The organism is Elusimicrobiota bacterium (genome assembly GCA_016182905.1).
GTDB lineage: Bacteria > Elusimicrobiota > Elusimicrobia > UBA1565 > UBA9628 > GWA2-66-18.
Genome location: JACPFR010000027.1, coordinates 17537 through 37227, shown reverse-complemented (window position 1 = coordinate 37227; position 19691 = coordinate 17537). Strand labels below are relative to the sequence as shown.

The following is a 19691-nucleotide window of genomic DNA, read 5'->3' as shown; positions in this document are numbered from 1 at the left end:
TTGCTTTCCGCGGGATCTTCAAGCCGCCCGATATCCATCGCTCAATGCTCGACCCAGCCGGTGAGCATGGACCGGAGGTTCGAGCCGAGGGTCCGGCCCGTCGTGATCATGTAGAGGTGCACGACGAGAAAGCTGAGCATGGCGAACGCGCCGGCGGTGTGGACGAGCGCGACGAGCCTCAGCCCTCCGAGCGCGTCGACCAGCGCCGGCCACAGCGGGACCCCGAGGTAGAGCACGCCCGCCGCGATCTGGACCGGGAAGACGAAGATCAGCAGGCCGAAGTAAGCCGCCCGCTGGATGGGGTTGAACTTCTTCTCCGGCGTGGGGATCTCCGGGTGAGGGGCGCTGCGGAATATCCCGCTCGTGTAGAAGCGGATCTGATCGAGGAAGTTCTTGCGCGTCGGGATGAACTGCCTCACCTCGCCGGTGGTCCAATGCCAGAACATCGTGAACGCGGTGAGGATCACCAATCCCAGGCCGCACGCCTCGTGAAGGCGCACCGCGTTCTCGAAGCCGACCACGCGCAAGGTCCCGTGGACTTCGAAGCCGGTCGCGGCCAAGGTCAGGATGAGGACGACCTGGGCCCAATGCCAAAGGCGCTCGTAGCGCTTGTAGAGATAGACGCGGCTCATCGCTTCCTCCATCCGCTCAGCCAGGCCAGGAGACGCTCGAACTGGCCCCGCCCGGCGAGCCAGCGCAGGAAGCCGTGGCCGAGCACGCCCAACAAGGACAGCAGCGCCGAGGACCAGCCGAGGAAGTCGAGGACGGCGCTCCGGTCGTAGCCCGGCATGTAGACTCCGCCGACGCCCGCCAGGCGGCTGGCGCGCGAGTGGCAGTCCGCGCACGAGAGCCCTTTGTCGCCCTGCGTGACCATGTGGCTGACGGGCCAGTACATCTCGGTCCGGGCGAAGCCGACCTTGCCGCTGAAGGGAAGCCCGGCGTACTTCATGCCGAGGCGCGAGGCCTTCTCCCAATCGTAGTCCGACCAATACGCTCCCGAGCCCTTAGGCCCGTAGGTCTTCGGCTGGATCAAGGTCTTATGGACGACGTCGTAGGGCTGATTGCCCTCGTGGAGCTTGAACGGCCAGATCTTCGACGCGCCGTCGCCGGCCCCTCCCAGGGGCGGATTCATCACCAAGGTGCGCGAAGGATCGAAGGCGTCCCCGGTCAGATAACGGCCGGAGGTCCCGTTCCACCAGCGATAGGCGGGAACGACGTTCTTCCCCCACTTGAAGGCGCCCTTGATGCCGAGGTACGAGATGTTCCCGTCGTCGTCGTACTCGGTCACGGGGCGGCCGTCCGGATCGCGGCGGCCGGCCTTCGACCAGTCCCAGGACAGCTTGGTCGAGTTCTCCCGGGCGAAGGTCGGGATATGGCAGGTCTGGCAGGCGACGCGCCGGGCGTGCCAGTTGCGGCGCAGGGACTGCCAAGGGGCGAGCTTCTGCGGCCCGGCCGTGAAGCGGCCGGCCGCCTCGCGCTCCTTCTCGGAGCGGGAAGCGAAGTCGCGGCCGTGCGGCCCGTCGCCGTGGCACTGCGCGCAGGTCACCATGTTCTTGGAATCGACGGAGACGCTGGGCGCGCGGCCCTTGAAGCGGTGACCGGACTCCTCGCCGCGGTGGCAGGAGGCGCAGGTGAAGCCGACGCCGTCCGAGGCCATGTGCACGTCGAGCGTCTTCTTCGCCTCGAGCAGCGAGGGGTCCAGGTCCCCGTGCTTGACGCCCTCGCCGCCGCCGCCCGCGAAGTGACAGGCCCCGCAGGTGCGCACGCTGGTCGGCCCCACGCCCAAGGCGAGGGCGGTCCATTCGGCCGCGGATCCGGCGTCCGGCGCGGCGCCGGGGGCCTTCTTGACGTACTCCCCGGTCCCGTCGTGGCAGGCGATGCAGTCGATGTTCGCCTGGCTCTTGAAATCGAAGGTCTTGTCCTTCCAGCCGAATCCGATGTGGCACTTGGCGCAGGACGCCTCGTTGGACCGGACGCCGACGCAGAAATTATTGAGGAGGTTGGCCTTGCCCAGGCGGTGCTTGCCGGCGCGGCCCGGAACCTCCACCTCCTCCCCGAGCCAGTTCCAATGCGACGTCGCGTGGATCTCCTCGCCCGCCTTCGTGTGGCACCCGAGGCACGCCCGCGTGACGGCGGGCCCGTCCGCGAACTTCTTCTTCAGCGCCGCGAACTGCCGGTGGTCCGCCGTCGACGCCCGGGCCGTTCCGCCCAGGACGGCGAGCAGGACGGCCGCCGCGACGGCGGCCGTCCCCCCGGTCCGGGTCGAGCGGGTCAGCATCCCGCGGCCCTCAGGAACGAAAGGCTTATGTTCTTGCCCTCCACCGTCTTGTACTTGCACTTGATCTCGTCGTCCGTGCGGATCTTCTTGACCTTGAACTTCTTGAGGGTCAGCGCGTCCTCCACGCGGATCGGGACCTTCTTGCCCTTCACCAGCAGGACCGTCTCCGCGGACTTCCCGTCCGCGGAGACGTCGATCTTGATCAGATAGCCCGTGACCTTGACGACCTCGGCCTCCTCGCTCTTCTCCGCGGCCCGCAGCGCCGACGGCGCCGCGCCCGCGAAGGCGAACAGACCGGCAAGCATGAGTCCGCGCATCCTAGTCATGGCACCCTCCTCAGAATTTGACTTCGAACGTCGTGTACACGTCGTACGCGTTGCGGATCGGCACCATCATCTGCGCCTGGTTCGCCCGCAGCCCCGAGATGCTCTTCGAGTTCCCGATCCAGGAGTTCGAGCCGGTGTATTTGAAGTCGTAGTACTGCCAGCCGACCCGGAAGAACACGCGTCCGTCCCGGGCGATCGGCGCGCGGCCGACGTCCTGGATGGCGTACAGCTCGTAGACGCTGCCGCGCGTGCCGAGCTTGCTGGTCCAGATGTCGTCGCCGGCCGGGGCGAAGGTGATCCAGTCCTTGGAGCCGTAGTTGTACTCGGCGCCGACCTTCGTCTTGGTCTTCGTGATGTCGAAGCGCGCGCCGGTGTAGAGGCCCATGCCGGTCTTGTTCGCGCAGTCCGGCCCGTCGCACATCAGCCCCGGCATCGCCGCGTTTCCGCCGTAGCGGTTCCCGTTCGGGTGCGACGCGCTGACCGCGCCGCTGCCGAAGACCGTCAGGTCTCCGATCCCGAGGTCCCGCGCGACGCCCAAAAGGCTCCCGCCGAAGTTCTCGATGTCGCCCAGGTTCGTGGCGACGGTCGGGCCGGGGATGCCGTCCATGATGTTGAACCCGCGCTGGTACTGGACATCCACGCGAGCATCCGGAGTTTCATAGGCGAGCATGGACACGCCGAGCATGTCCGCGTCGCGCATGGCCGCCGAGCCCTGGGCGTCCGAGCCCTGGCGGTAGCCGCTCTCGAAGGCCCGCCCGTAGCACAGCTTCGCGGCGAAGCCGGGCAGCGCCTCGATCTCGGGCGCGACGCCGAGCGTGGCGCCGTCGAAGGCGTAATCGACCAGGAGTCCCGGGATGCCCGCGGCCCCGGTGACCTCGCGATCCGCCCTGACATGGGTCGGCGCGCCGCCCGTGGAGGGGCGCCGTCCGGCGGAGAACCAAGCCGAGGTCCCGAAGAGGTCCTTGACCGTGGCGTAAGCGTAATCGATGCTCACATTGCTGTCGGAGGGCACGTGCCCCCGCGTCCCGTCGAAGTTCTTGCTGTCGCGGTCGCCGAAGAGGCCGGTCTGCGTCGCGCCGCCCTCCTGCATGCCGAACGTCTTATAGGCGAGCATGCGGATGTGCATCGAGACGCTCTCGGCGGGCTTGACGTCGATGTTGAAGCCCAGGCGGTTGGTCAGCAGCGAGTCGTTCTTGATCGTGCTCGCTCCCTTGGACGCGCCCGTGAAGTCGGTGTACGACGGCGCGTGCGCGCGGAGCATGTCGTGGCGCACACGGAGGTCGCCGCCGAACGAGATCCAGTCGGGCTTGCGCGCCTCGTCGGCGCCTTTGGCCTCGGAGCTCGGCATCCGGCCGCGCAGCTCCTCCACCTGCTTCGAGAGCTGGTCCACCTTCTTGGACAACTCCGCGTCCTGCGCCGCCGCGAGCGACGCGGTCAAGGCCAGGCCGGAAACGCACACCGCGCGCGCGATAACGCGCAGGCTTCGGCTGAATCGGATCATAAAACCCCCTTTAAGCGACTTGCGCGCGTTAGCACATATATATCTGCGCACACAGATGTTTTATGCAACAAACATTCCCAATATATCCGTATGCGCAGATATATAATCCCGCGAACTCCCGTCTTGAATCAGCGGGGGAGGCGTGTTACCATCTGAGGAGTCCCATGGATAAACCCGTCGACGGGATGTTCCGGGCGTTCGCGGACGTCACGCGCCTGCGCATCCTCCACCTGCTGGCGCGCCGGGAGCTCTCCGTCTGCGAGATCATGGCCACGATGGGCGAGCCCCAGTCGAAGGTGTCCCGCCACCTGAGCTATCTAAGGAACTCGGGGCTCGTCGTCTCCCGCACGCAGGGCCAGTGGCGCCTTTACGCCCTCGCCGAGCCGACGACCCGCTTCCAGGCGCGGGCCATCCATTGCCTGAAGGACTGCTTCGACGAGGTGGCCGTTCTCAGGCAGGACATGACCCGGCTGAAGGCGGTGGGTCCGCTCTGCGCGGCGCGCAGGAAGCGGCTGGCCGATTCCTCCCGCAATAAAAGGAAGCGCCGGGCGGCGCGATAAAAAGCGCAGCCCCCTCCCAGAATCGAACTGGGGTAGCTTGTTTACAAAACAAGTGCTCTGCCACTGAGCTAAGGGGGCGCCCCCCTGAGTTTAACAGGTTTTAGCTCATGCGGGGAGGGAGGCCGGCTCCGGCGTCACGGCGCGCTTGCGTCGGCAGGGAGGACGGGAGGGGCGACGCGCGCCGGCAGGACCAAGGGCAGAGGCTCCTCGAAGATCAGGCCGTCGCGATAACGGGAGGATTTGCCGGCCTCCGCCAGCCTCAGCTCCTTGTCCCGGACCCGCCGCGCCTTCTCGGGGGTCGTGAAGCCGCTCGCGATCTCATGCGCGAGGTTCAGGACGAGGAAGCTCGTCCTCACGCTCTGCGTGCGGGCGGTCAGTTCCGAGGCCTTCCGGTCCACCGAGATCCGGTCGTCGAAGAGCGCCAGGTCGCGGATCTTCTCGGCGGGGACCCGGTAAAAGACCGTCTGCTCGACCATGCCCTGGCTCGTGCTCGAGCGGCGGATCACCGTCCGCTTGCCCCGATAGACGCCGATCCAGGTCAGGGAGTCCGCGTCGCGGCGGTGAGGCTCGCCGAGCTTCTCGATCATCGCCAGGGCGGTGCGGCGGGACGGCTCCGGCCATTCGGCGACGACCGTCTCGGCCTTCCCGGCGGCCGCGGCATGCTCGGGCCAGCCGCGCCCGGCGCCCGCGGCGAGGGCGAGCAGGGCGAGGCCCGTCGCGCAGCGTCCGACGATGCGTCGCATCACCATAGTCATGAGGCCTCCGTGGAGCTTTCGAGGACAGGATAGTCCCGAAGCGCCGCGGCGGTCCATGGACGGCAAGTACCGTTGTCTTGACGGGCCGTGAGCCTGCTCGCCTACGGGCGCGAGGACGACGGGAACCTGTAGCCCGCCCGGCGCGCGCCGTCGATGATCGCGGGCAGGGCGGCCACGGTGGCCGAGCGGTCGACGAGGTCCGGCGCCTTCGCCTCGAAGCCGTCGTGCAGCAGGACGATCGCCCCGGGGTGGAGGCGGGCCAAGGTCGTCGAGACGATGCCCGCGGCGTCGAGGTCCCCGTCCCGGCCGCGGTCGGACCAGAGCATCATCCTCATCCCGCGCTCCTCGAGCAGGCCGCGCAGCGGGAACCAGCGCACGCCGTAAGGGGGCCGGAACCAGACCGGCCGGGTTCCGGTGATCCGCTCGAGGACGTCCTGCGTCCGGTCGATCTCGGCGGCGATCGCCTCGCGGCCCATCAGGTGGAGCCATGGATGCGACCAGGTATGGTTGCCGATCTCGTGGCCCTCGTCGCGGATGCGACGCACGAGCTCGGGATGGCGCTCGGCGCTCGAGCCGCACAGGAAGAAGGTCGCCTTGACGCCGCGGTCGCGGAGGATGTCGAGGATCTGGCCGGTGTAAGGCGCCGCCGGGCCGTCGTCGAAGGTGAGCAGGACCTCGCCCGGGTCGGAGCCGCGCACCAGCGCGGGGCCGAGCAAGGTCGCCTGCGGCGAGCCGAGCCCGTAGGCGAGGACGCCGACGGCTCCGAGCGCAAGCCCGGCGATCGCGAGCACGTTTCTCAGACGGGAAAAGTTCATCGGCGGCCCCATTATTGTATCCATAATCCGCGATGCCCGCAGGCCTAGGCCAAAGGCCCAGCACCTTATAGGTCCCATGCCCCTGTGGACCCCGCGGCCGCCGGGTTACAATCTCATTAGGCTATGAAACCCTCAGGGTTGATCGCAGTCATCCTTTCAGCCTCGATCCCAACCTCCTCTTTTGCCCAAGCCGTTTCAGCCTCCCGCGCCGGCGCCTCCGCTCCATCCTCCGTCTCCGCCGCGGCCGGGACCGTCTCGATCGTCCCCTCGGCCTTCGGGGCTTTGACCCCCCTCCCGCTCTCGGCTCCGTCGATGACCCCCGGCCTGACGCCCGCCCCCGGGATCACGCCGACGGCGCTCGCCGCGGCTCAGGCGGCGCCCTCGGCCGCCCAGGTCGTCGGCGCCATCCCCGCTCTCCCCGCGGCCCTCGCGCCCATCCGCCCCGCCGCCGCGACGCGGCCCCTCGAACTCTCCCAAGTCCAGGTCGTCCCCGCGGCGGCCTTCGTCGCGCCTTCCGCGGCCAAGGACGAGGCCGCGACCTCCAAGACCTGGACCGAGAAGCTCGCCGCGATGTTCGACGGCGCGAAGAAGTCCGCCGCGGAGCCCGCTCTCGATCCCTCCGGCCTCAAGGCCTTCGTCGTCCGCCACGGCCGGCCGATGACCGAGATCACCTTGGCCGAGGCGGCCGCGCGCAAAGGCCAGGTCCGCCTGCTCACCGCGAAGAACGACCCCTCGGGCCTGAGCGAGAAGAACGCGGCCCAGGTCGGCGCGCTGCTGGGCGTCGCCGCGAAGGGAAAGATCGAGCAGGAGAAGCTCGCCGTGGACTGGTCGCCGAAGACGGCCGCCGCGCCGCAGGCCGCGCCGGCGACGGAGAAGAAGGGGCCGACCTCGCTCGGCGCGAAGCTGCTCTGGCCCTTCCGCGAGGCGAAGTTCCTCGCGAAGCTGTTCAAGGATTCGCTGGTCAAGCCCCTGCCGAGCGAGATCCTCGGCGGCCTCGCCACCAAGACCTTCCCCCTCGTCACCTCGATCGGCGTCTACTGGGCCGCGGCCGGCCTGGCCCACCCGGTCGCGCTCGTCGGGCTCATCGCCTTGAGCGTCGTCCAGCAGGTCTTCCACGGCTTCTACCTGAAGAGCTGGAACAACTTCCAGGAAGGCCTGGTGAAGGCGCGCGGCTTCAACTACCAGATGTTCTTCAACCTCGCCTACATGCAGGGCGCGGGCACGATCTACCGGTTCCTGACGTGGACCGCGAACCCGGCGAGCGTGACGCCCCCGTGGAGCGTCGGCTACTGGAAGGACATGGCGCTGATGTCGGTGATCGGCACCTTCTTCGGCGTGCTCGGCTACAACGCCCTCAACGCGCTGTACGCGAAGGGCTCGATCAAGCGCTGGCAGCACTCCGGCATCCAGCAGGTCCGCGACCTGTGCTTCCTCCTCGCAGCGCCCTTCTTCGCCTCCGGCTCGATGACCTTGTTCTGGGCGATCTTCCTCTTCCAGCAGTCTCTCGACCTCGGCATCGCGCTCTGGGCCGGCTGGGCGAAGTCCCGCGAGATCGTCTTCGTCACGAGCGCCTCCGTCGCCGGCACCGCCGAGTTCAAGGCCAAGTATCCCGAGGCGGGCGTCGTCATCGAGCCTCCGCTGCGTCAGGCCGTCAAGGCCGTCTTCGACAACCCTCTCGTCCGCGTGATGACGTGGCCCGCCCGCGCTCTGTGGAAGCTGGTCCGCGGAGGCAAAAAGTGACGCGGCGATTCCTCGCCGCTTTTGTCTCAATACTCCTCGCGCTCTCGAGCGCGCCCGAGCTCCGCGCCCAGGCCGTCTCCGGGGCGGCGAACGCCTCGGTCCCCCGCATCAACGGGACGCTCGGCGCGACGCTCTCGTCGCCCGCGCTCTCCCCGCTGACCGGACCGTCCGCGCTCCCGCTCGACGCCGCGCTCGCCCCGTCGCTCGCCGTCCCGGCTCTCGCTCCGGCCTTGGCCGCCTCGGCGATCCCGGCGGCGGCCAAGCCGGTCGCGCCGGTCAAGGCGGCGGCGCCTCTCGCCGCGAAGGCGGCCGCCCCTGCCGCGCTCTCCGCGACCGCCCTCCCCGCGCCGGCCGCCGAGGAAGGCCACACGCCGAGCGAGATCGCCGCCCTGCGCAAGGCCTGGCAGACCGCCCACGCGCTCGTCGAGAAGGTCCCCGGCGCGCCCGACACCTTGGCCGACGCGCCGATCGACGCGACCCCCGCCCGCGCGTACACGCCGTCTCCCGAGGACTGGCGCGACGAGATCCTCCACTTCATGCTCCTCGACCGCTTCGCCCGCGCCGGCAAGGTCCGCACGCACGGCGACCCGGCGAAAGGCGGCACGCGCCACGGCGGGAACCTGCGCGGCGTCATCGAGCAGCTCGACTACCTCAAGGGCTCGGGCGTGACGACCTTGCTGCTCTCGCCGGTGAACCAGAACCAGCCCGACTCCTACCACGGCTACGCGCCGGTGCACCTGCTGGCGATCGACCCGCACCTCGGAACGATGGCGGACTTCAAGGAGCTCGTCGACGAGGCCCACAAACGCGGCCTCAAGGTCGTGCTCGATTGGGTCCTCAACCACAGCGGCCCCGTCTTCGAGTACACGGAAGGCTCCCAATGGCGCGGCCTCGAGGGCCAGCCCAAAGAGATCGGCGAGTGGACCGAGACGCTCAAGCCCGACGACCTCAAGGACCCGAAGCACTTCACCCGCCGCGGCGTCATCGACAACTGGAACGACCACGCGCAGGCGACGAACGGCGACTTCCCCCCGAACTACCGCCACTACGCGTCGGATAAGAAGGAAACCGCGGACGCGCTGATCCACATCGCCAAGTGGTGGATCCAGGAGACGGACCTCGACGGCTTCCGCGTCGACGCGGTGCGGCACGTGGCCCCCGGCTTCGTGCCGGTGTTCGCGAAGGCGATCAAGGAGTACGCCGCCTCGATCGGAAAGAAGAACTTCTTCCTCGTCGGCGAGAACTCGACCGGCGTCGACTCCGACCTGATTCCGCACCTGACGACCGACGGCCTCGACAGCGCGTTCTCCTACCCCGCCTACCGGCGCGAGACCTACGTCCTGCACGGCAAGGCCCCGTCGCGCGTGCTCGAGGACAGCATGCACCGCACGAACCAGGCACTCGGCCCCCTGGCGGACCGCCTCCTGCGCTTCATCGACAACCACGACGTGTACCGCTTCCTGCGCCTGGGCGAGCCCGAGGCCCAGCTCAAGGTCGCGCTCGCCTATCTGCTGTTCTCCGTCGGCATCCCGATGACGTACTACGGCACCGAGCAGGGCTTCCGCCAGGACACCGACCGCCTCGACCCCGAGGGGCCCGACCATCCCGCCGACCCCCGCAACCGCGAGGATCAGTTCGCCGACGGCGCCTTCAAGTCCGAGAGCTCCAAGGGCGACAAGTTCGACCGGAGCAACCCGACCTACCGGTTCCTGAAGCAGCTCGCCGACGTGCGCAAGTCGTACGCCGCCCTGCGCCGCGGCACCCAGTGGGTGCGCTGGTCGGACGCCGACCGCCCGGGCCTCTTCGCCTTCAGCCGCATTTACGAGGACAAGGAAGTGGTAGTGGTCCTCAACTTCTCCCGCGAGGCGCGGCAGGAGGAGATGTGGGTCGACGCGAAGCTCAGTCCGATCGGATCGGCCTTCCACGACGCCCTCGACCAGGGCTACCAGACCATCGCCCGCAGCCCCGGACCCGTCGGCTCGAAATTGCTCGTCTCCGTGCCGCCGCTGAGCGTGCGCGTGCTCGTCCGTGACGCGAAATAACCCGCTGCCTTCTTGGTCGGGGAAGGTCCTCTATCTCGTCCTCCTCGACCGTTTCGCCGACGGCGACCCCTCGCGCAACGACTTCGGCCGCGACGAGCACTCCCCCGCCGACCCCGAGAAGTTCCAGGGCGGCGACCTCGAGGGCCTGCGCCGGCGGCTGCCGGCGCTCAAGCGCCTCGGCATCGACGCGGTATGGCTGACGCCGCCGACCCACGGGCAGTGGGTCAACCCGACCATCGCCACGCGCGGCTACCACGGCTACTGGCCCTACGACTTCACGGCGGTGGACCCCCACTTCGGCACGATCGAGGACTACCGGCGCATGGTCGCCGACGCTCACGCGCTCGGCATGAAGGTGATCCAGGACATCGTCGTCAACCACACCGCCAACTTCTTCACCGTGACCGCCGAGGGCTACGACCCGAGGCACCCCGAGCGCAGCTGGCGCTCGATCCCCGGCACCTATCCTCCCGACGGGGAGCCGAAGGCGCCCAACGATCCCGTCTTCCGGATGAACGACGCCCGCGATCCCGAGCATCGCAAGGCCGGGGCCTACAACTTCACGCCGAACATCGACGACTACCGCGACCGGCGGCAGACCTTGACCCACGCGATGGGCGACCTGGACGACATCAACCTCGACAATCCGCTGGCCGCCCGCCGGATGAGGGAGATCTACCGGTTCTGGATCGAGCAGGTCGGCGTGGACGGTTTCCGCGTCGACACTGTCTACTACACTCCCGAGGGCTTCTACGACGATTTCCTGAAAAAGACGGATCCGAAGGATCAGGGCCTCAAGCCGTTCGCCGCGGAGCGCGGCAACAAGGAGTTCCTGGTCTTCGGCGAGGTCTGGAGCTACGACTACAAAGCCATCGGGAAATATCTGGACGGCCCCAAGGGCCCGCGCCTGGACTCCGCCGTCGACTTGCCCCTCAACGAGGCCCTGAACCAGGTCTTCTTCCGCAAGTCCGCCACCGACAATCTCCGCGCGCCGCTCGCGGCGCGCAAGCGCAACCCGGAATTGTGGGTCACCTTCGCGGATAATCATGACGTCGAGCGGGTGTACGCAAGAGGCACGCCGCGCGCGGCGCGGCAATGTTTGGCGGCATTATTCACCTTGCCCGGTTTACCGTGCGTCTACTATGGGACCGAAGCCGGTCTCACCGGGGCGCGCCAGCAGATGTTCGACGAAAGTCTTACGGACGCGAAGCGTCCGGAAAACAAGTTCCTACGCAAACTGATCTCCCTGCGCAAGGAACATGCAAGCCTCGCCGTAGGCGAGGCGACCGTGGAGAATTCCGGTGCGTCATGCGGGATCCTGTCATACGTTGTCGTCAGCGGAAAAAACCGTTATCGCGTCGTCTTCAACACCGCGCCCGAACGCCGTGCTTACGCGCTGGCCAACGCCGGCAAGGGCGTGAAGGTCCTGCTCTCGTCCGACCCCATGCCGTTGTCGCCGGTCCTGTCGATGGCCCCCGAGTCGTTCCTGATCCTCGATGAGAGCCGGTCTCCCGTGAGGATCGCGGCGCCTTCGGCGCCGAAGTTGAGGGTCCCCAACGACGGACCTTACAAGGAGCCTTTCCAGCTGAAGTTCGACTTGCCTCGCGGTCCCAAGCCGGCGAAGCTCGAGCTCCTGTGCGACGACGACCTGGAGCGCCGCCGGCCCGTGCGCGACCTGAAGGCCGGCGTTCTGACCGCCGACCCGGAGAATCTCGGCGGAGGGAAACGGACCCTTCGCCTTCTATCGACCTCCCCGAGCGGCGCCCGCTCGCTGTCTCCGGCCGTCAACGTCGACCTCCGATGTTGCGACCGATTGCTTGTCGAGCGCGGCGTCCCCCCCGCGAACAAGGGCGGCTTCGGCGGCCGCCGCCTGCGCGCCCCCACCGAGGCCAGCTACGACGGCCAACTGTCGTTGGAACGCGTCCGCGTCTGCTCCCGCGGCCGCGATCTGAAGATGGAGCTCCTCATGAGCCGCGTCACGGACTCGTGGAACCCCCCCGAGGGCTACGACCACGCCTACTTCGGCGTCTTCTTCCAGCTCCCCGGCCGCCCCGGCGTCGAGGCCCTCCCCAAGATGGGCGCCAAGGTCCCCGGCTTCCGCTGGGACGCGGGCTTCCTGCTCTACGGCTGGGGGTCCCGCTCCTTCTCGGCCAAGGGCTCGAGCGCCGACGCCTACGGCCCGCCCCTGCCCGGCGAGGTCAAGCAAAGCGCCAACCCCGCGCGCCGCACGGTCAATTTCCTGTTCTCCGAGCGCTGCTTCGGCAAGCTCAAGACCTTCGCCGGCGCGAAGGTGCTGATCACCACGTGGGACGGCTACCTGGGCGAATTGCGCGCGCTGTCCGCGACCCCCGAGGACTGGGCCTTCTCCGTCGCCGACGGAGGCCCGCTCGACGCCCCCAAAATTTACGATCATATCCTCCTCGACCTGTGAGCCACGCATGACCCTTTCCGCCGAAGACCTCGTCGTCCTCGCCCTCGACCGCAGCGACACCGAGCGCGGCTATTATTACTTCCACGCCAAGACCTCCGAGGCCGCGACCCGGTTCACCGCCGCCTCCGAGCTGCCCGACGCGGAGCGCGTCGTCATCGCGCTGTTCGAGACCAAGACCTACTCCGAGGGCATGGGCGGCGGGTCCGCGGAGCGCTCCCCCGAGGACCGCGCGCTGACCCGCTCGATCAGCTCCCGCTTCTCCGGCCGCACCACCGTCGTGCTGATGAGCGGCGCCGCCAAATCCGGCGGCGACGGCCCCCGGGGCCTCGTCGAGTTCAAGCCCGACATGCTGCGCCGCGCGCCCGCGCTGCTGCGCGAGTGCTGGACCCGGCCCAACCGCCAGGACTACATGTACCTGGTCACCAAGACCTTCGGCCTCAACCTCGTCGTGCGCGTGGTCTTCATGATCCTCCCCGTGCGCACGGGAGGCCTGGCGCTCGCGCGCGCGGCCGCCGCGCTGACCTGGTACCAGCTGCAGGACACCGTCTTCACCGTCTTCGGCCAGACCTACATGAGGTTCCTGGGCCGCATGACCGGCATGCTCCGCGTCGGCCCCGCCTACCTCGGGGATTTCACCTTCGTCTACGTCCAGCTCTGCTTCTTCGAGTTCCTCAACCGCCTCGTGCTCGGCCCGCTGGGGATGAACCCGCTGGTCTACACCTGGCACGGCATGGGCCTCATTTTCATAAACATAATTCAGGGGATGATCTCCGGCGGCCCGCTGATCCCGGCGATCAACAAGATGAGGCGCGCGGGCGTCATCAGCCACTCCACGATGATGCACTTCTACCAGCTCTCGAGCCTGACCATGCAGTTCGGCCTGTTCGCGAGCTTCGGCTACCAGTACTTCTACTTCCTGCTGACCACGGGCACGCTCGTCCTCTCCTGGGGCTCCTACGCGCTGTTCTCCCTGTTCTTCCAGGACCCGCCGTCCCGGCAGGCCGAGCCGGAGATGGCGTCCCGCCTCGAGAACCTGGCGAAGCTCGCGCACGCGCGCTAGCGACGGATTTCACGCCGACTGTTTCCGGAAACACTCATTAGAGGTTTCCGCGTCAATAGGCAATAGCGTCCCTGCCACAGGTTGTGTGGTTGTCCGTTGTCCTTCCACTTCCTTGCCGCCGTTTCAGCGTCCACGCGTCCGGGTTCTCTTTTCTATGGCATCGGCACGAGGCCGCACCAAACACTCATCAGGATCAAGGCTTCGGCGATACGCTGCCGAGCCCCTGCCCTCGTTCGAGGGCCCAGAAAACCGTTAGTACCCTGCCATGTCCAATATTTGGCGGCTTACGCCGCCCACAGTTTCTTGGCTTCGATTCTCATCGATCCAGTCTCCCGTGGCTCACGGCCGAGGCGTCTCGCTTAAAACGACGGTGGAGCAGGCGGCTAATCAGTCGCCTAGGTTATTCCAGTTTCCGGCCGAGCTCATCTGCTCCACCTAAATCAATCATGCAAAGGCCCTCGTTAAATCGAACTCGACCTGATCCGTGAGCACGTGGTAACAGGCGCGCGCCAATTTATGAGCCACTGTCTTGAGCGCCACGATCCGATGGGTCTTGGATTGCTTGCGCTGATAAAAAGTCCGGATGCGCTCGTTGTAGCGAATGGCGAAATTGGCCGCCTCCATGAAGGCCCACGACAAATACTTATTGCCGTTCTTGCGGTTGCCTTCGCCCTTCTTCTTGCCGTTGCTCCAGCGGGAACTGCTCACGCAGCGCGCGTACGAAGCGAACTGCCCCACCTTCGCGAAGCGCTCCATATCCCCGGCTTCGTACATGATGGTCATGCCCAGGATATTCCCAATGCCGTCGACCGACAAAAGCTTCTCGAACTGAGGCTTGAGCTTTGCCTGCTTGAGCGCGACGAGCTCGAGAGCGTGGATTTGCTCATCAAGGCAGCGCAGAACCGTCAGGTTGCCTTGCACGGCCAGCGCCCGCATCTGGTTGCCGCCGCAAAGTTCTTTGAGCGCCCCTTCATCAAGATCACGGATATCATTGGCTGCAATCCCATGGCCGCTGTTGCGGGTGACCAGATTTTGAATGCTCAGGATCTGAGCTGTGCGACAACGCACCAACTGGGCGCGCTTGCGCAGCAGGTCGCGCACGGCCCGCTCTTTCTTCGGGTAGATGTAGCCTGTCGGCAGGATGCCCAGGCGCAGCAGGTGGGCCAAATGTCGAGCGTCGTGCTCGTCGCCCGAATACTTCATACCGTCATACTTTTTGACCGCCGCGGTGTTGACCAGCTTGACGCTATAGCCTGCATCCATGAGACCATCGACGAGCCAATACCAATTGTACGTCGACTCCACGGCGATGCCCTGGACCTTTTTGCGGTGCGGCTTGAGCTCGTTCAAGATCGCCGGCAGCTCGTTTGGCAAGCGCCGCTCGTATATGACGCGATCTCGCTCGTCCAAGATCACCAACACGCTGTTGTTGGAATGCAGGTCGATTGCCGCGTATAATTTCATCAGTTGTTCCCTCCTTGGGTTTGTTGTGTCCGTCTTGGAAACCGAACACTACACAACCCGGGGAGGGGACCTCTAGATGATTATCAGTCGGCGCCCGCGCCGGCGCCCCGGCGCCAAATTGATATTCTGACGTCATGGCCCGCATCGTCCTCGCCACCTTCGGCTCGTACGGCGACCTCAACCCCTTCCTCGCGCTCGCCCTCGAGCTCAAGCGCCGCGGCCACGAGCCGGTCGTCGCGACGGCGGAGGGCTACCGGCGCGACGTCGAGAGCCGCGGTCTCAGCTTCGCTCCCGCGCGCCCCGACCTGGACCGCGGGGACCTCGCCCTCCTCGAGCGCGCGCTCGACCGCGTGAGGGGCCCCGAGGTCATCATCCGCGAGATCGTGACGCCGCGCGTGCGCGCGAGCTACGCGGACCTCGAGCGCGCCGCCGCCGGCGCGGACCTGCTGCTCTCCCACTCCCTGACCTACGCGGCGCCGGTGCTCGCCGAGAAGAGGAACATGATCTGGCTGTCCGTCGTGCTGCAGCCGCTGATGTTCCTCTCCGCGGAGGACCCGCCCGTCATGGCGCCCGCGCCCTGGCTCGCCGCCCTGAGGCCGCTGGGCCCAGCGTTCCACCGCGCGCTGTTCGCGCTCGCGAAGCTCTCCGTCTCGCGCTGGGGAGAGCCCGTGCGCGCCCTGCGCCGGGACCTCGGGCTTCCGCGCGGAGCGGATCCGGTCTTCGACGGGCAGTATTCGCCGTACGGCACGCTCGCGCTGTTCTCGCCGGTGTACGGGCCGCCGCAGCTCGACTGGCCGGAGAATACGCTCGCGTGCGGGTTCCCGTTCCTGGACTCGGACATCGGCGGCAAGGAGCTAGACCCGGGATTGGAGTCCTTCTTGAACGCCGGAACGCCCCCGGTCGTCTTCACGCTCGGCTCCGCCGCCGTGATGATCGCGGGCGACTTCTTCCGCAACGCGGCCGCCGCCGTCGAAGGGCACGGCGTGAGGGCGGTCCTGCTGGCGGGACCCGCGGCGAAGGAGCTGACGGATCTGCCCAAAGGCGTGGAGGCGTTCGAATCGGCGCCTTATCACGCCCTGTTCCCGAGGTGCGCGGCGGTCGTGCACTCGGGCGGGATCGGGACGACGGCCCAAGCGCTGCGGGCGGGGATCCCGCAGATGATCGTCCCGTTCGCGCACGACCAGTTCGACAACGCGGCGCGGATCGTCCGTCTGGGCGTCGGGGAGGCGCTCGACGGGAGGAACCCGACGGGCCGGGAGCTTGCCGCGACTTTGTCGCGGCTTTTGGACGACGACGGCATCAAGACGGAGGCGGCTCGCGTCGGGACCGCCATTCGGGCCGAGAACGGCGTGGAGCTTGCCTGCGACGCGATCGAAGCCGCGCTGAAGGCTGCGAGCTTGTAAGCACCCCGCTCGTCTAGTAGACTAGCGGCCATGCGCTGGCTGACGACGTTCGCGTTGTCGACGCTCCTGGCCTTGCCGGCGGCGGCGGGCATCGCGGGGGACCAGCTGTGCCGCGCCGCCGGGCGGTCCTCGGGCTGCATCGACGCCTCCTGGCCGCGCGACTCGTACCGCCCCCCGCGGGACCGCGACGACAACGGACGCGAGGCGCCGCCCGGCTGTCCCGAGTGCCGGGCCGAGACCATCCGCCGTCTCGGGCATTTCCGACAGCTCCAGCCCCCGGCGTGGAGCGAGGAGGACCAGCGACGGGAGATCCTCGGCTCCATCTGGCGCGACGAGCGCCGCACCGCGGCGGGTCTGGGCCCTCTGCTGGCCGCGAAGCCCGCCGTGAAGTCCCCGCTCCCCGCGCCGAAGAAGCCGCCCGTCTCGCCGATCGATCTCATCCGTCAAAAGATCGCCGAGCGAGCGGCCGCCATGAAGGGAAGTCTTCTGTGGGCGCAAGCTGTCGTCCGCGGCGTGTTCAAGAAGAACCACAACAAGTGCAACCTGTTCGTCGCGGAGATGGCGCGCGAGGGCGGGGCCGTCGTGCCTAACATCAGGGGTTATAGGAACCCCAGCCCGCCCACGGCGGGCGATTGGGCCAACCCGGCTGTGTCCATCCCGGGCTGGGCCGTCGTCGCCGAGCCCAAACCGGGAGACATCATCGCGATGTCCGCCCCCATCAGTCTTCCGGGCGCGACCGGACATTGCGGCGTCGTCGTGGGTCCGCGTCGGACGGCGTCGGCCAACGCCCATGCCGACGTGCGCGGCCGGATCACCGTGAACGACTGGGGTTTCCGTGAAGGAGACACCCCTACTTTCCGGCGTTACGTGGGAGAATGAGAATGTCTATGAAACGGACTATAGCCTGCCGCGTCGTCCTGGTTGCTATACTCGGTCTGGCGTGCCCGCCTGCCTTCTCCGCGAAGGTGAAGGCCGTCTCGCCGCAGACCATGTTCCGCGACAGGATGAGCCGGATCGAGAAGAAGGTCGTCGACTTGACGGCCCCCTCCGACCTGTTCCGCTCTCCCGACTTTCTGCAGGTCTACAAGGATCCGAAGACATACGTCGAGGACTCGCTCGAGTTCCTCAAGAGCCCGGATGTCTCCGACACGCGCAAGCTCATCGCCGCGTATTCCATGCAGAGGCTGAAGACCCCGGACTACCTCAAGTTCCTGGACGGGGTTCTCGGACTTTTGAAGACCGAGAAAGTCTCGCCGAATGTCTTCCAGACCGCGGCCTTCCCGACGCTGGAATGGAACACGACTTTGCAGGAGAACTACAAAGACCCCGCGGTGATCGCGTTCCTCAAAAAAGCGAAAACCGTCGTCAAATCGGACGAGGATAGGAAGTACATCGACCGAATCCTCAGCGGCGCCGCCGCCCAGGACGTCGAGGACATGCGCGATATGGAGGCACCCAGGCCGAAGGCGCCTTAGGGATCGGGGTCTTCCTCGACCGTGCAGCGCCAGCCGCGGCACCGGAGGAGATGCTTGAGCCCCGCCCAGCCGCTGCGGGCGAGGTGGTAGAGGCCGCCGCCGGCGAAGTCGTCCTTGGTCCCGAAGGTCGCGCCGAAGTACACCTGTCCGGCCGCGTACCACTGCGCCGAATAGCGCTCGAGGAACGGGCCGGAGCGCCTGGTCTTCAGCTCGAGGCGCCCGATGCGGGCCGCCACGTACTTGCCGTAGTCCCAGCGGACGCCCGTGTTGATCATCCGCGCGGGCACGGAGCCCTCCACGGGGACGCGGGTCCGCTCGCCCAGGATGTCCGTGCCGACCTCGGTGAAGTCCCCGAGGCTGGACCAGTTCGAGTAGCTCGCGAACAGCTCGACCCGCTGAAGGGTCAGCGACCCCCAATAATCGGAGAACATCGCGGGCTCGCCTTCCCGGCTGTAGACGATGGCGTAAAGGTTGATCGGAGCGATCGTGACGATGTTGTGGCCCGACGCGTCCGGCCTTCCCGGCCGGCGCACGTCCCAGCCCTTGCGCTTGACCTCGAAAGGATTGGTCCCGATGCCCAAGCCCGTGACCGGCTCATAGATCGCCAAGTCCAGGAGGCGGAAGCCGACGTAGGCGTGGCCGGCCTCGAAGTCGAAAAGCTCCCCTTTCCACACGACGGCGCCCGCGCTCGCCGGAAGCAAGGCGCCGGCGACGATCAGCGTCGCCGCGGCCCCTCGCGGATTCATGGGGCGGCGACCAGCTGCTGGAGCCTTTCCATGCGGGCCCGGCCCGTGTTCACGCTTCGCGCCCCTTTCTGACGGCGGCGCCAGTTGTCCTCGAGCGCGCTCCAGCCGAGCTTCTGATAGGCGTCCGCCGTCCTCTGGTAGAGCGCCTCGTCCCAGGGAGTCTCCAGAGCGAGGGTCTTCTGGAGAACGAGGGCGTCGTTCCAGTCCTCCGCGCCGGCGGCGGCCCGCCAGCGGCCCGCGATCTCGCCGTCGCGCGGCGCGCGAGCCGGCGCGTCGGCGATCGCCTTCAGGACCTCCCGGGCCTTGTCGGCGACGTCCTCCGGATCCTGACGTGACGACTCCAGGTAGGCGGCGAAATACCAGTAGGCTTGATCGGCCAAGCCCAGCCCGGCGTACGCCTTCGCGAGCCCGAAGTAGAGCGCCGGCGGCTCGACGGGGCTCTCCAGAGCCAGGTGCAGAAGCTCGGCGGCCTCGTCCCAGGCGCCCTCTTGGAGCTTACGGGCGCCCTCCTCCGTGAAGTGCCGGAGGTTGGCCGCCATGAAGGCGGTCAGCGCCGGGGCGGCCACCTTCTCCTCGTTCATCGCCAGATTGATGGCGATGGTGCGCGAGGCCAGGTCGTCGCCGTCCGAGCCGCCGATGCGCGGCACCTTGAACCCGTAGATCTTCTGCCTATCGGGCCAAAAAAGAGCGACGTGCACCTTGCCTTCTCCCTGAAGGTCGCGGCACTCCAGGATCAGGTCGGCGCGCCATGTCACCGCGGGGTCGCCCGCAAGCCACAGGAACGCGCGGCGATGAAGCCGTTCTCTCAGGGTCGCCGAGGAGCAAAGTCCGTCCGAACGGGGTCCGTTCTCGGTCTTGTCGAGGATCTCGACGGTGACCGGGAACAGCGGAAGCGTGAAGTTGGGCTCGGATCCCGGCGCGCCCAAGAGGTTCAGCCGGCTCTTCGCGAAGGAACGCGGTCCGGCGGCGAAGGCGCCGAACCACGCGAACCAAGCCGCCATTAAAGCGCCCCAAAGGCGCGGAAGCCAGAAGGACAAACGTCGCATCCGGCCGATAATAGCATTCATGACCATCGGTGATAACGCATGATTTTGG

17 protein-coding genes and 1 tRNA gene are annotated in these 19691 nt (G+C 67.4%); 8 read left to right on the top strand and 10 right to left on the bottom strand.

Annotated elements, in window-relative coordinates; all coding sequences use genetic code 11:
• Window positions 1–41 precede the first annotated feature (41 nt).
• Genes HYV14_10575 through HYV14_10560 form a run of 4 tightly spaced genes read right to left on the bottom strand, consistent with a single transcriptional unit; the run spans window position 42 to window position 4105 of the window.
• Complete coding sequence (locus HYV14_10575) at window positions 42–644, bottom strand: cytochrome b/b6 domain-containing protein (GenBank protein ID MBI2386444.1); 603 nt, start codon at window positions 642–644, stop codon at window positions 42–44.
• Window positions 629–2278, bottom strand: a complete 1650-nt coding sequence (locus HYV14_10570) for a cytochrome C (protein MBI2386443.1) — start codon at window positions 2276–2278, stop codon at window positions 629–631. Before HYV14_10570 ends, HYV14_10575 begins: the two co-directional genes overlap by 16 nt.
• The gene (locus tag HYV14_10565; protein MBI2386442.1) at window positions 2272–2604 is read right to left on the bottom strand and encodes a hypothetical protein; all 333 of its coding nucleotides are present in this window, start codon (window positions 2602–2604) and stop codon (window positions 2272–2274) included. Before HYV14_10565 ends, HYV14_10570 begins: the two co-directional genes overlap by 7 nt.
• Before the next feature lie 10 nt (window positions 2605–2614).
• Complete coding sequence (locus tag HYV14_10560; protein MBI2386441.1) at window positions 2615–4105, bottom strand: DUF3373 family protein; 1491 nt, start codon at window positions 4103–4105, stop codon at window positions 2615–2617.
• Between the two features lie 164 nt (window positions 4106–4269).
• Here HYV14_10560 and HYV14_10555 point away from each other — a divergent pair, with 164 nt between their 5' ends.
• Entirely contained in the window at window positions 4270–4665 is a 396-nt protein-coding gene (locus HYV14_10555; protein ID MBI2386440.1) for a winged helix-turn-helix transcriptional regulator, read from the top strand.
• A 7-nt stretch (window positions 4666–4672) separates the two neighbouring features.
• Here HYV14_10555 and HYV14_10550 read toward each other — a convergent pair.
• From HYV14_10550 to HYV14_10540, 3 genes are all read right to left on the bottom strand, one after another.
• Window positions 4673–4743, bottom strand: a tRNA-Thr gene (locus HYV14_10550).
• A 56-nt stretch (window positions 4744–4799) separates the two neighbouring features.
• Window positions 4800–5414, bottom strand: coding sequence for a hypothetical protein (locus HYV14_10545; GenBank protein ID MBI2386439.1), 615 nt, complete (start codon window positions 5412–5414; stop codon window positions 4800–4802).
• 107 nt (window positions 5415–5521) lie between these two features.
• The gene (locus tag HYV14_10540; protein MBI2386438.1) at window positions 5522–6235 is read right to left on the bottom strand and encodes a polysaccharide deacetylase family protein; all 714 of its coding nucleotides are present in this window, start codon (window positions 6233–6235) and stop codon (window positions 5522–5524) included.
• 123 nt (window positions 6236–6358) lie between these two features.
• Here HYV14_10540 and HYV14_10535 point away from each other — a divergent pair, with 123 nt between their 5' ends.
• From HYV14_10535 to HYV14_10520, 4 genes are read left to right on the top strand one after another with little or no spacing between them, the layout of a single operon-like run.
• Window positions 6359–7975 (top strand): hypothetical protein, encoded by a 1617-nt coding sequence (locus tag HYV14_10535; protein ID MBI2386437.1) that lies wholly within the window; start codon window positions 6359–6361, stop codon window positions 7973–7975.
• A complete protein-coding gene (locus tag HYV14_10530; GenBank protein ID MBI2386436.1) occupies window positions 7972–10017 on the top strand; it encodes a hypothetical protein in 2046 nt (681 codons plus the stop codon). Before HYV14_10535 ends, HYV14_10530 begins: the two co-directional genes overlap by 4 nt.
• Window positions 10004–12448: a hypothetical protein gene (locus tag HYV14_10525; protein MBI2386435.1), complete on the top strand. Its 2445-nt coding sequence runs from the start codon at window positions 10004–10006 to the stop codon at window positions 12446–12448. The genes HYV14_10530 and HYV14_10525 overlap by 14 nt, the downstream gene beginning before the upstream one ends.
• Before the next feature lie 7 nt (window positions 12449–12455).
• A complete protein-coding gene (locus tag HYV14_10520) occupies window positions 12456–13508 on the top strand; it encodes a hypothetical protein (protein ID MBI2386434.1) in 1053 nt (350 codons plus the stop codon).
• Between the two features lie 444 nt (window positions 13509–13952).
• Here HYV14_10520 and HYV14_10515 read toward each other — a convergent pair whose 3' ends face one another.
• Window positions 13953–14972, bottom strand: a complete 1020-nt coding sequence (locus tag HYV14_10515) for an IS110 family transposase (GenBank protein ID MBI2386433.1) — start codon at window positions 14970–14972, stop codon at window positions 13953–13955.
• A gap of 134 nt (window positions 14973–15106) precedes the next feature.
• Between HYV14_10515 and HYV14_10510 the strand changes: the two genes are divergently transcribed.
• The 3 genes from HYV14_10510 to HYV14_10500 are packed head-to-tail and all read left to right on the top strand — an operon-like array spanning window position 15107 to window position 17850.
• A complete protein-coding gene (locus HYV14_10510; protein MBI2386432.1) occupies window positions 15107–16375 on the top strand; it encodes a glycosyltransferase in 1269 nt (422 codons plus the stop codon).
• Window positions 16376–16405: 30 nt separating this feature from the next.
• Entirely contained in the window at window positions 16406–17254 is an 849-nt protein-coding gene (locus tag HYV14_10505; protein ID MBI2386431.1) for a hypothetical protein, read from the top strand.
• Window positions 17255–17262: 8 nt separating this feature from the next.
• The gene (locus HYV14_10500; protein MBI2386430.1) at window positions 17263–17850 is read left to right on the top strand and encodes a hypothetical protein; all 588 of its coding nucleotides are present in this window, start codon (window positions 17263–17265) and stop codon (window positions 17848–17850) included.
• On the opposite strand, the gene HYV14_10495 is transcribed toward HYV14_10500, so the two are convergent.
• Both HYV14_10495 and HYV14_10490 read right to left on the bottom strand, forming a co-directional pair.
• On the bottom strand, window positions 17847–18596 hold the full coding sequence (locus HYV14_10495) for a hypothetical protein (protein MBI2386429.1): 750 nt from the start codon (window positions 18594–18596) through the stop codon (window positions 17847–17849). The two genes, HYV14_10500 and HYV14_10495, sit on opposite strands and share 4 nt — an antisense overlap.
• Entirely contained in the window at window positions 18593–19597 is a 1005-nt protein-coding gene (locus HYV14_10490; GenBank protein MBI2386428.1) for a hypothetical protein, read from the bottom strand. Before HYV14_10490 ends, HYV14_10495 begins: the two co-directional genes overlap by 4 nt.
• Window positions 19598–19691: the final 94 nt, after the last annotated feature.

Bases quoted from the DNA above. Each gene is read 5' to 3' on its own strand.
- HYV14_10575 (MBI2386444.1), bottom strand. From the start codon at position 644: ATGGAGGAAGCGATGAGCCGCGTCTATCTCTACAAGCGCTACGAGCGC.
- HYV14_10570 (MBI2386443.1), bottom strand. From the start codon at position 2,278: ATGCTGACCCGCTCGACCCGGACCGGGGGGACGGCCGCCGTCGCGGCG.
- HYV14_10565 (MBI2386442.1), bottom strand. From the start codon at position 2,604: ATGACTAGGATGCGCGGACTCATGCTTGCCGGTCTGTTCGCCTTCGCG.
- HYV14_10560 (MBI2386441.1), bottom strand. From the start codon at position 4,105: ATGATCCGATTCAGCCGAAGCCTGCGCGTTATCGCGCGCGCGGTGTGC.
- HYV14_10555 (MBI2386440.1), top strand. From the start codon at position 4,270: ATGGATAAACCCGTCGACGGGATGTTCCGGGCGTTCGCGGACGTCACG.
- HYV14_10545 (MBI2386439.1), bottom strand. From the start codon at position 5,414: ATGGTGATGCGACGCATCGTCGGACGCTGCGCGACGGGCCTCGCCCTG.
- HYV14_10540 (MBI2386438.1), bottom strand. From the start codon at position 6,235: ATGAACTTTTCCCGTCTGAGAAACGTGCTCGCGATCGCCGGGCTTGCG.
- HYV14_10535 (MBI2386437.1), top strand. From the start codon at position 6,359: ATGAAACCCTCAGGGTTGATCGCAGTCATCCTTTCAGCCTCGATCCCA.
- HYV14_10520 (MBI2386434.1), top strand. From the start codon at position 12,456: ATGACCCTTTCCGCCGAAGACCTCGTCGTCCTCGCCCTCGACCGCAGC.
- HYV14_10515 (MBI2386433.1), bottom strand. From the start codon at position 14,972: ATGAAATTATACGCGGCAATCGACCTGCATTCCAACAACAGCGTGTTG.
- HYV14_10510 (MBI2386432.1), top strand. From the start codon at position 15,107: ATGGCCCGCATCGTCCTCGCCACCTTCGGCTCGTACGGCGACCTCAAC.
- HYV14_10505 (MBI2386431.1), top strand. From the start codon at position 16,406: ATGCGCTGGCTGACGACGTTCGCGTTGTCGACGCTCCTGGCCTTGCCG.
- HYV14_10500 (MBI2386430.1), top strand. From the start codon at position 17,263: ATGAAACGGACTATAGCCTGCCGCGTCGTCCTGGTTGCTATACTCGGT.
- HYV14_10495 (MBI2386429.1), bottom strand. From the start codon at position 18,596: ATGAATCCGCGAGGGGCCGCGGCGACGCTGATCGTCGCCGGCGCCTTG.
- HYV14_10490 (MBI2386428.1), bottom strand. From the start codon at position 19,597: ATGGCGGCTTGGTTCGCGTGGTTCGGCGCCTTCGCCGCCGGACCGCGT.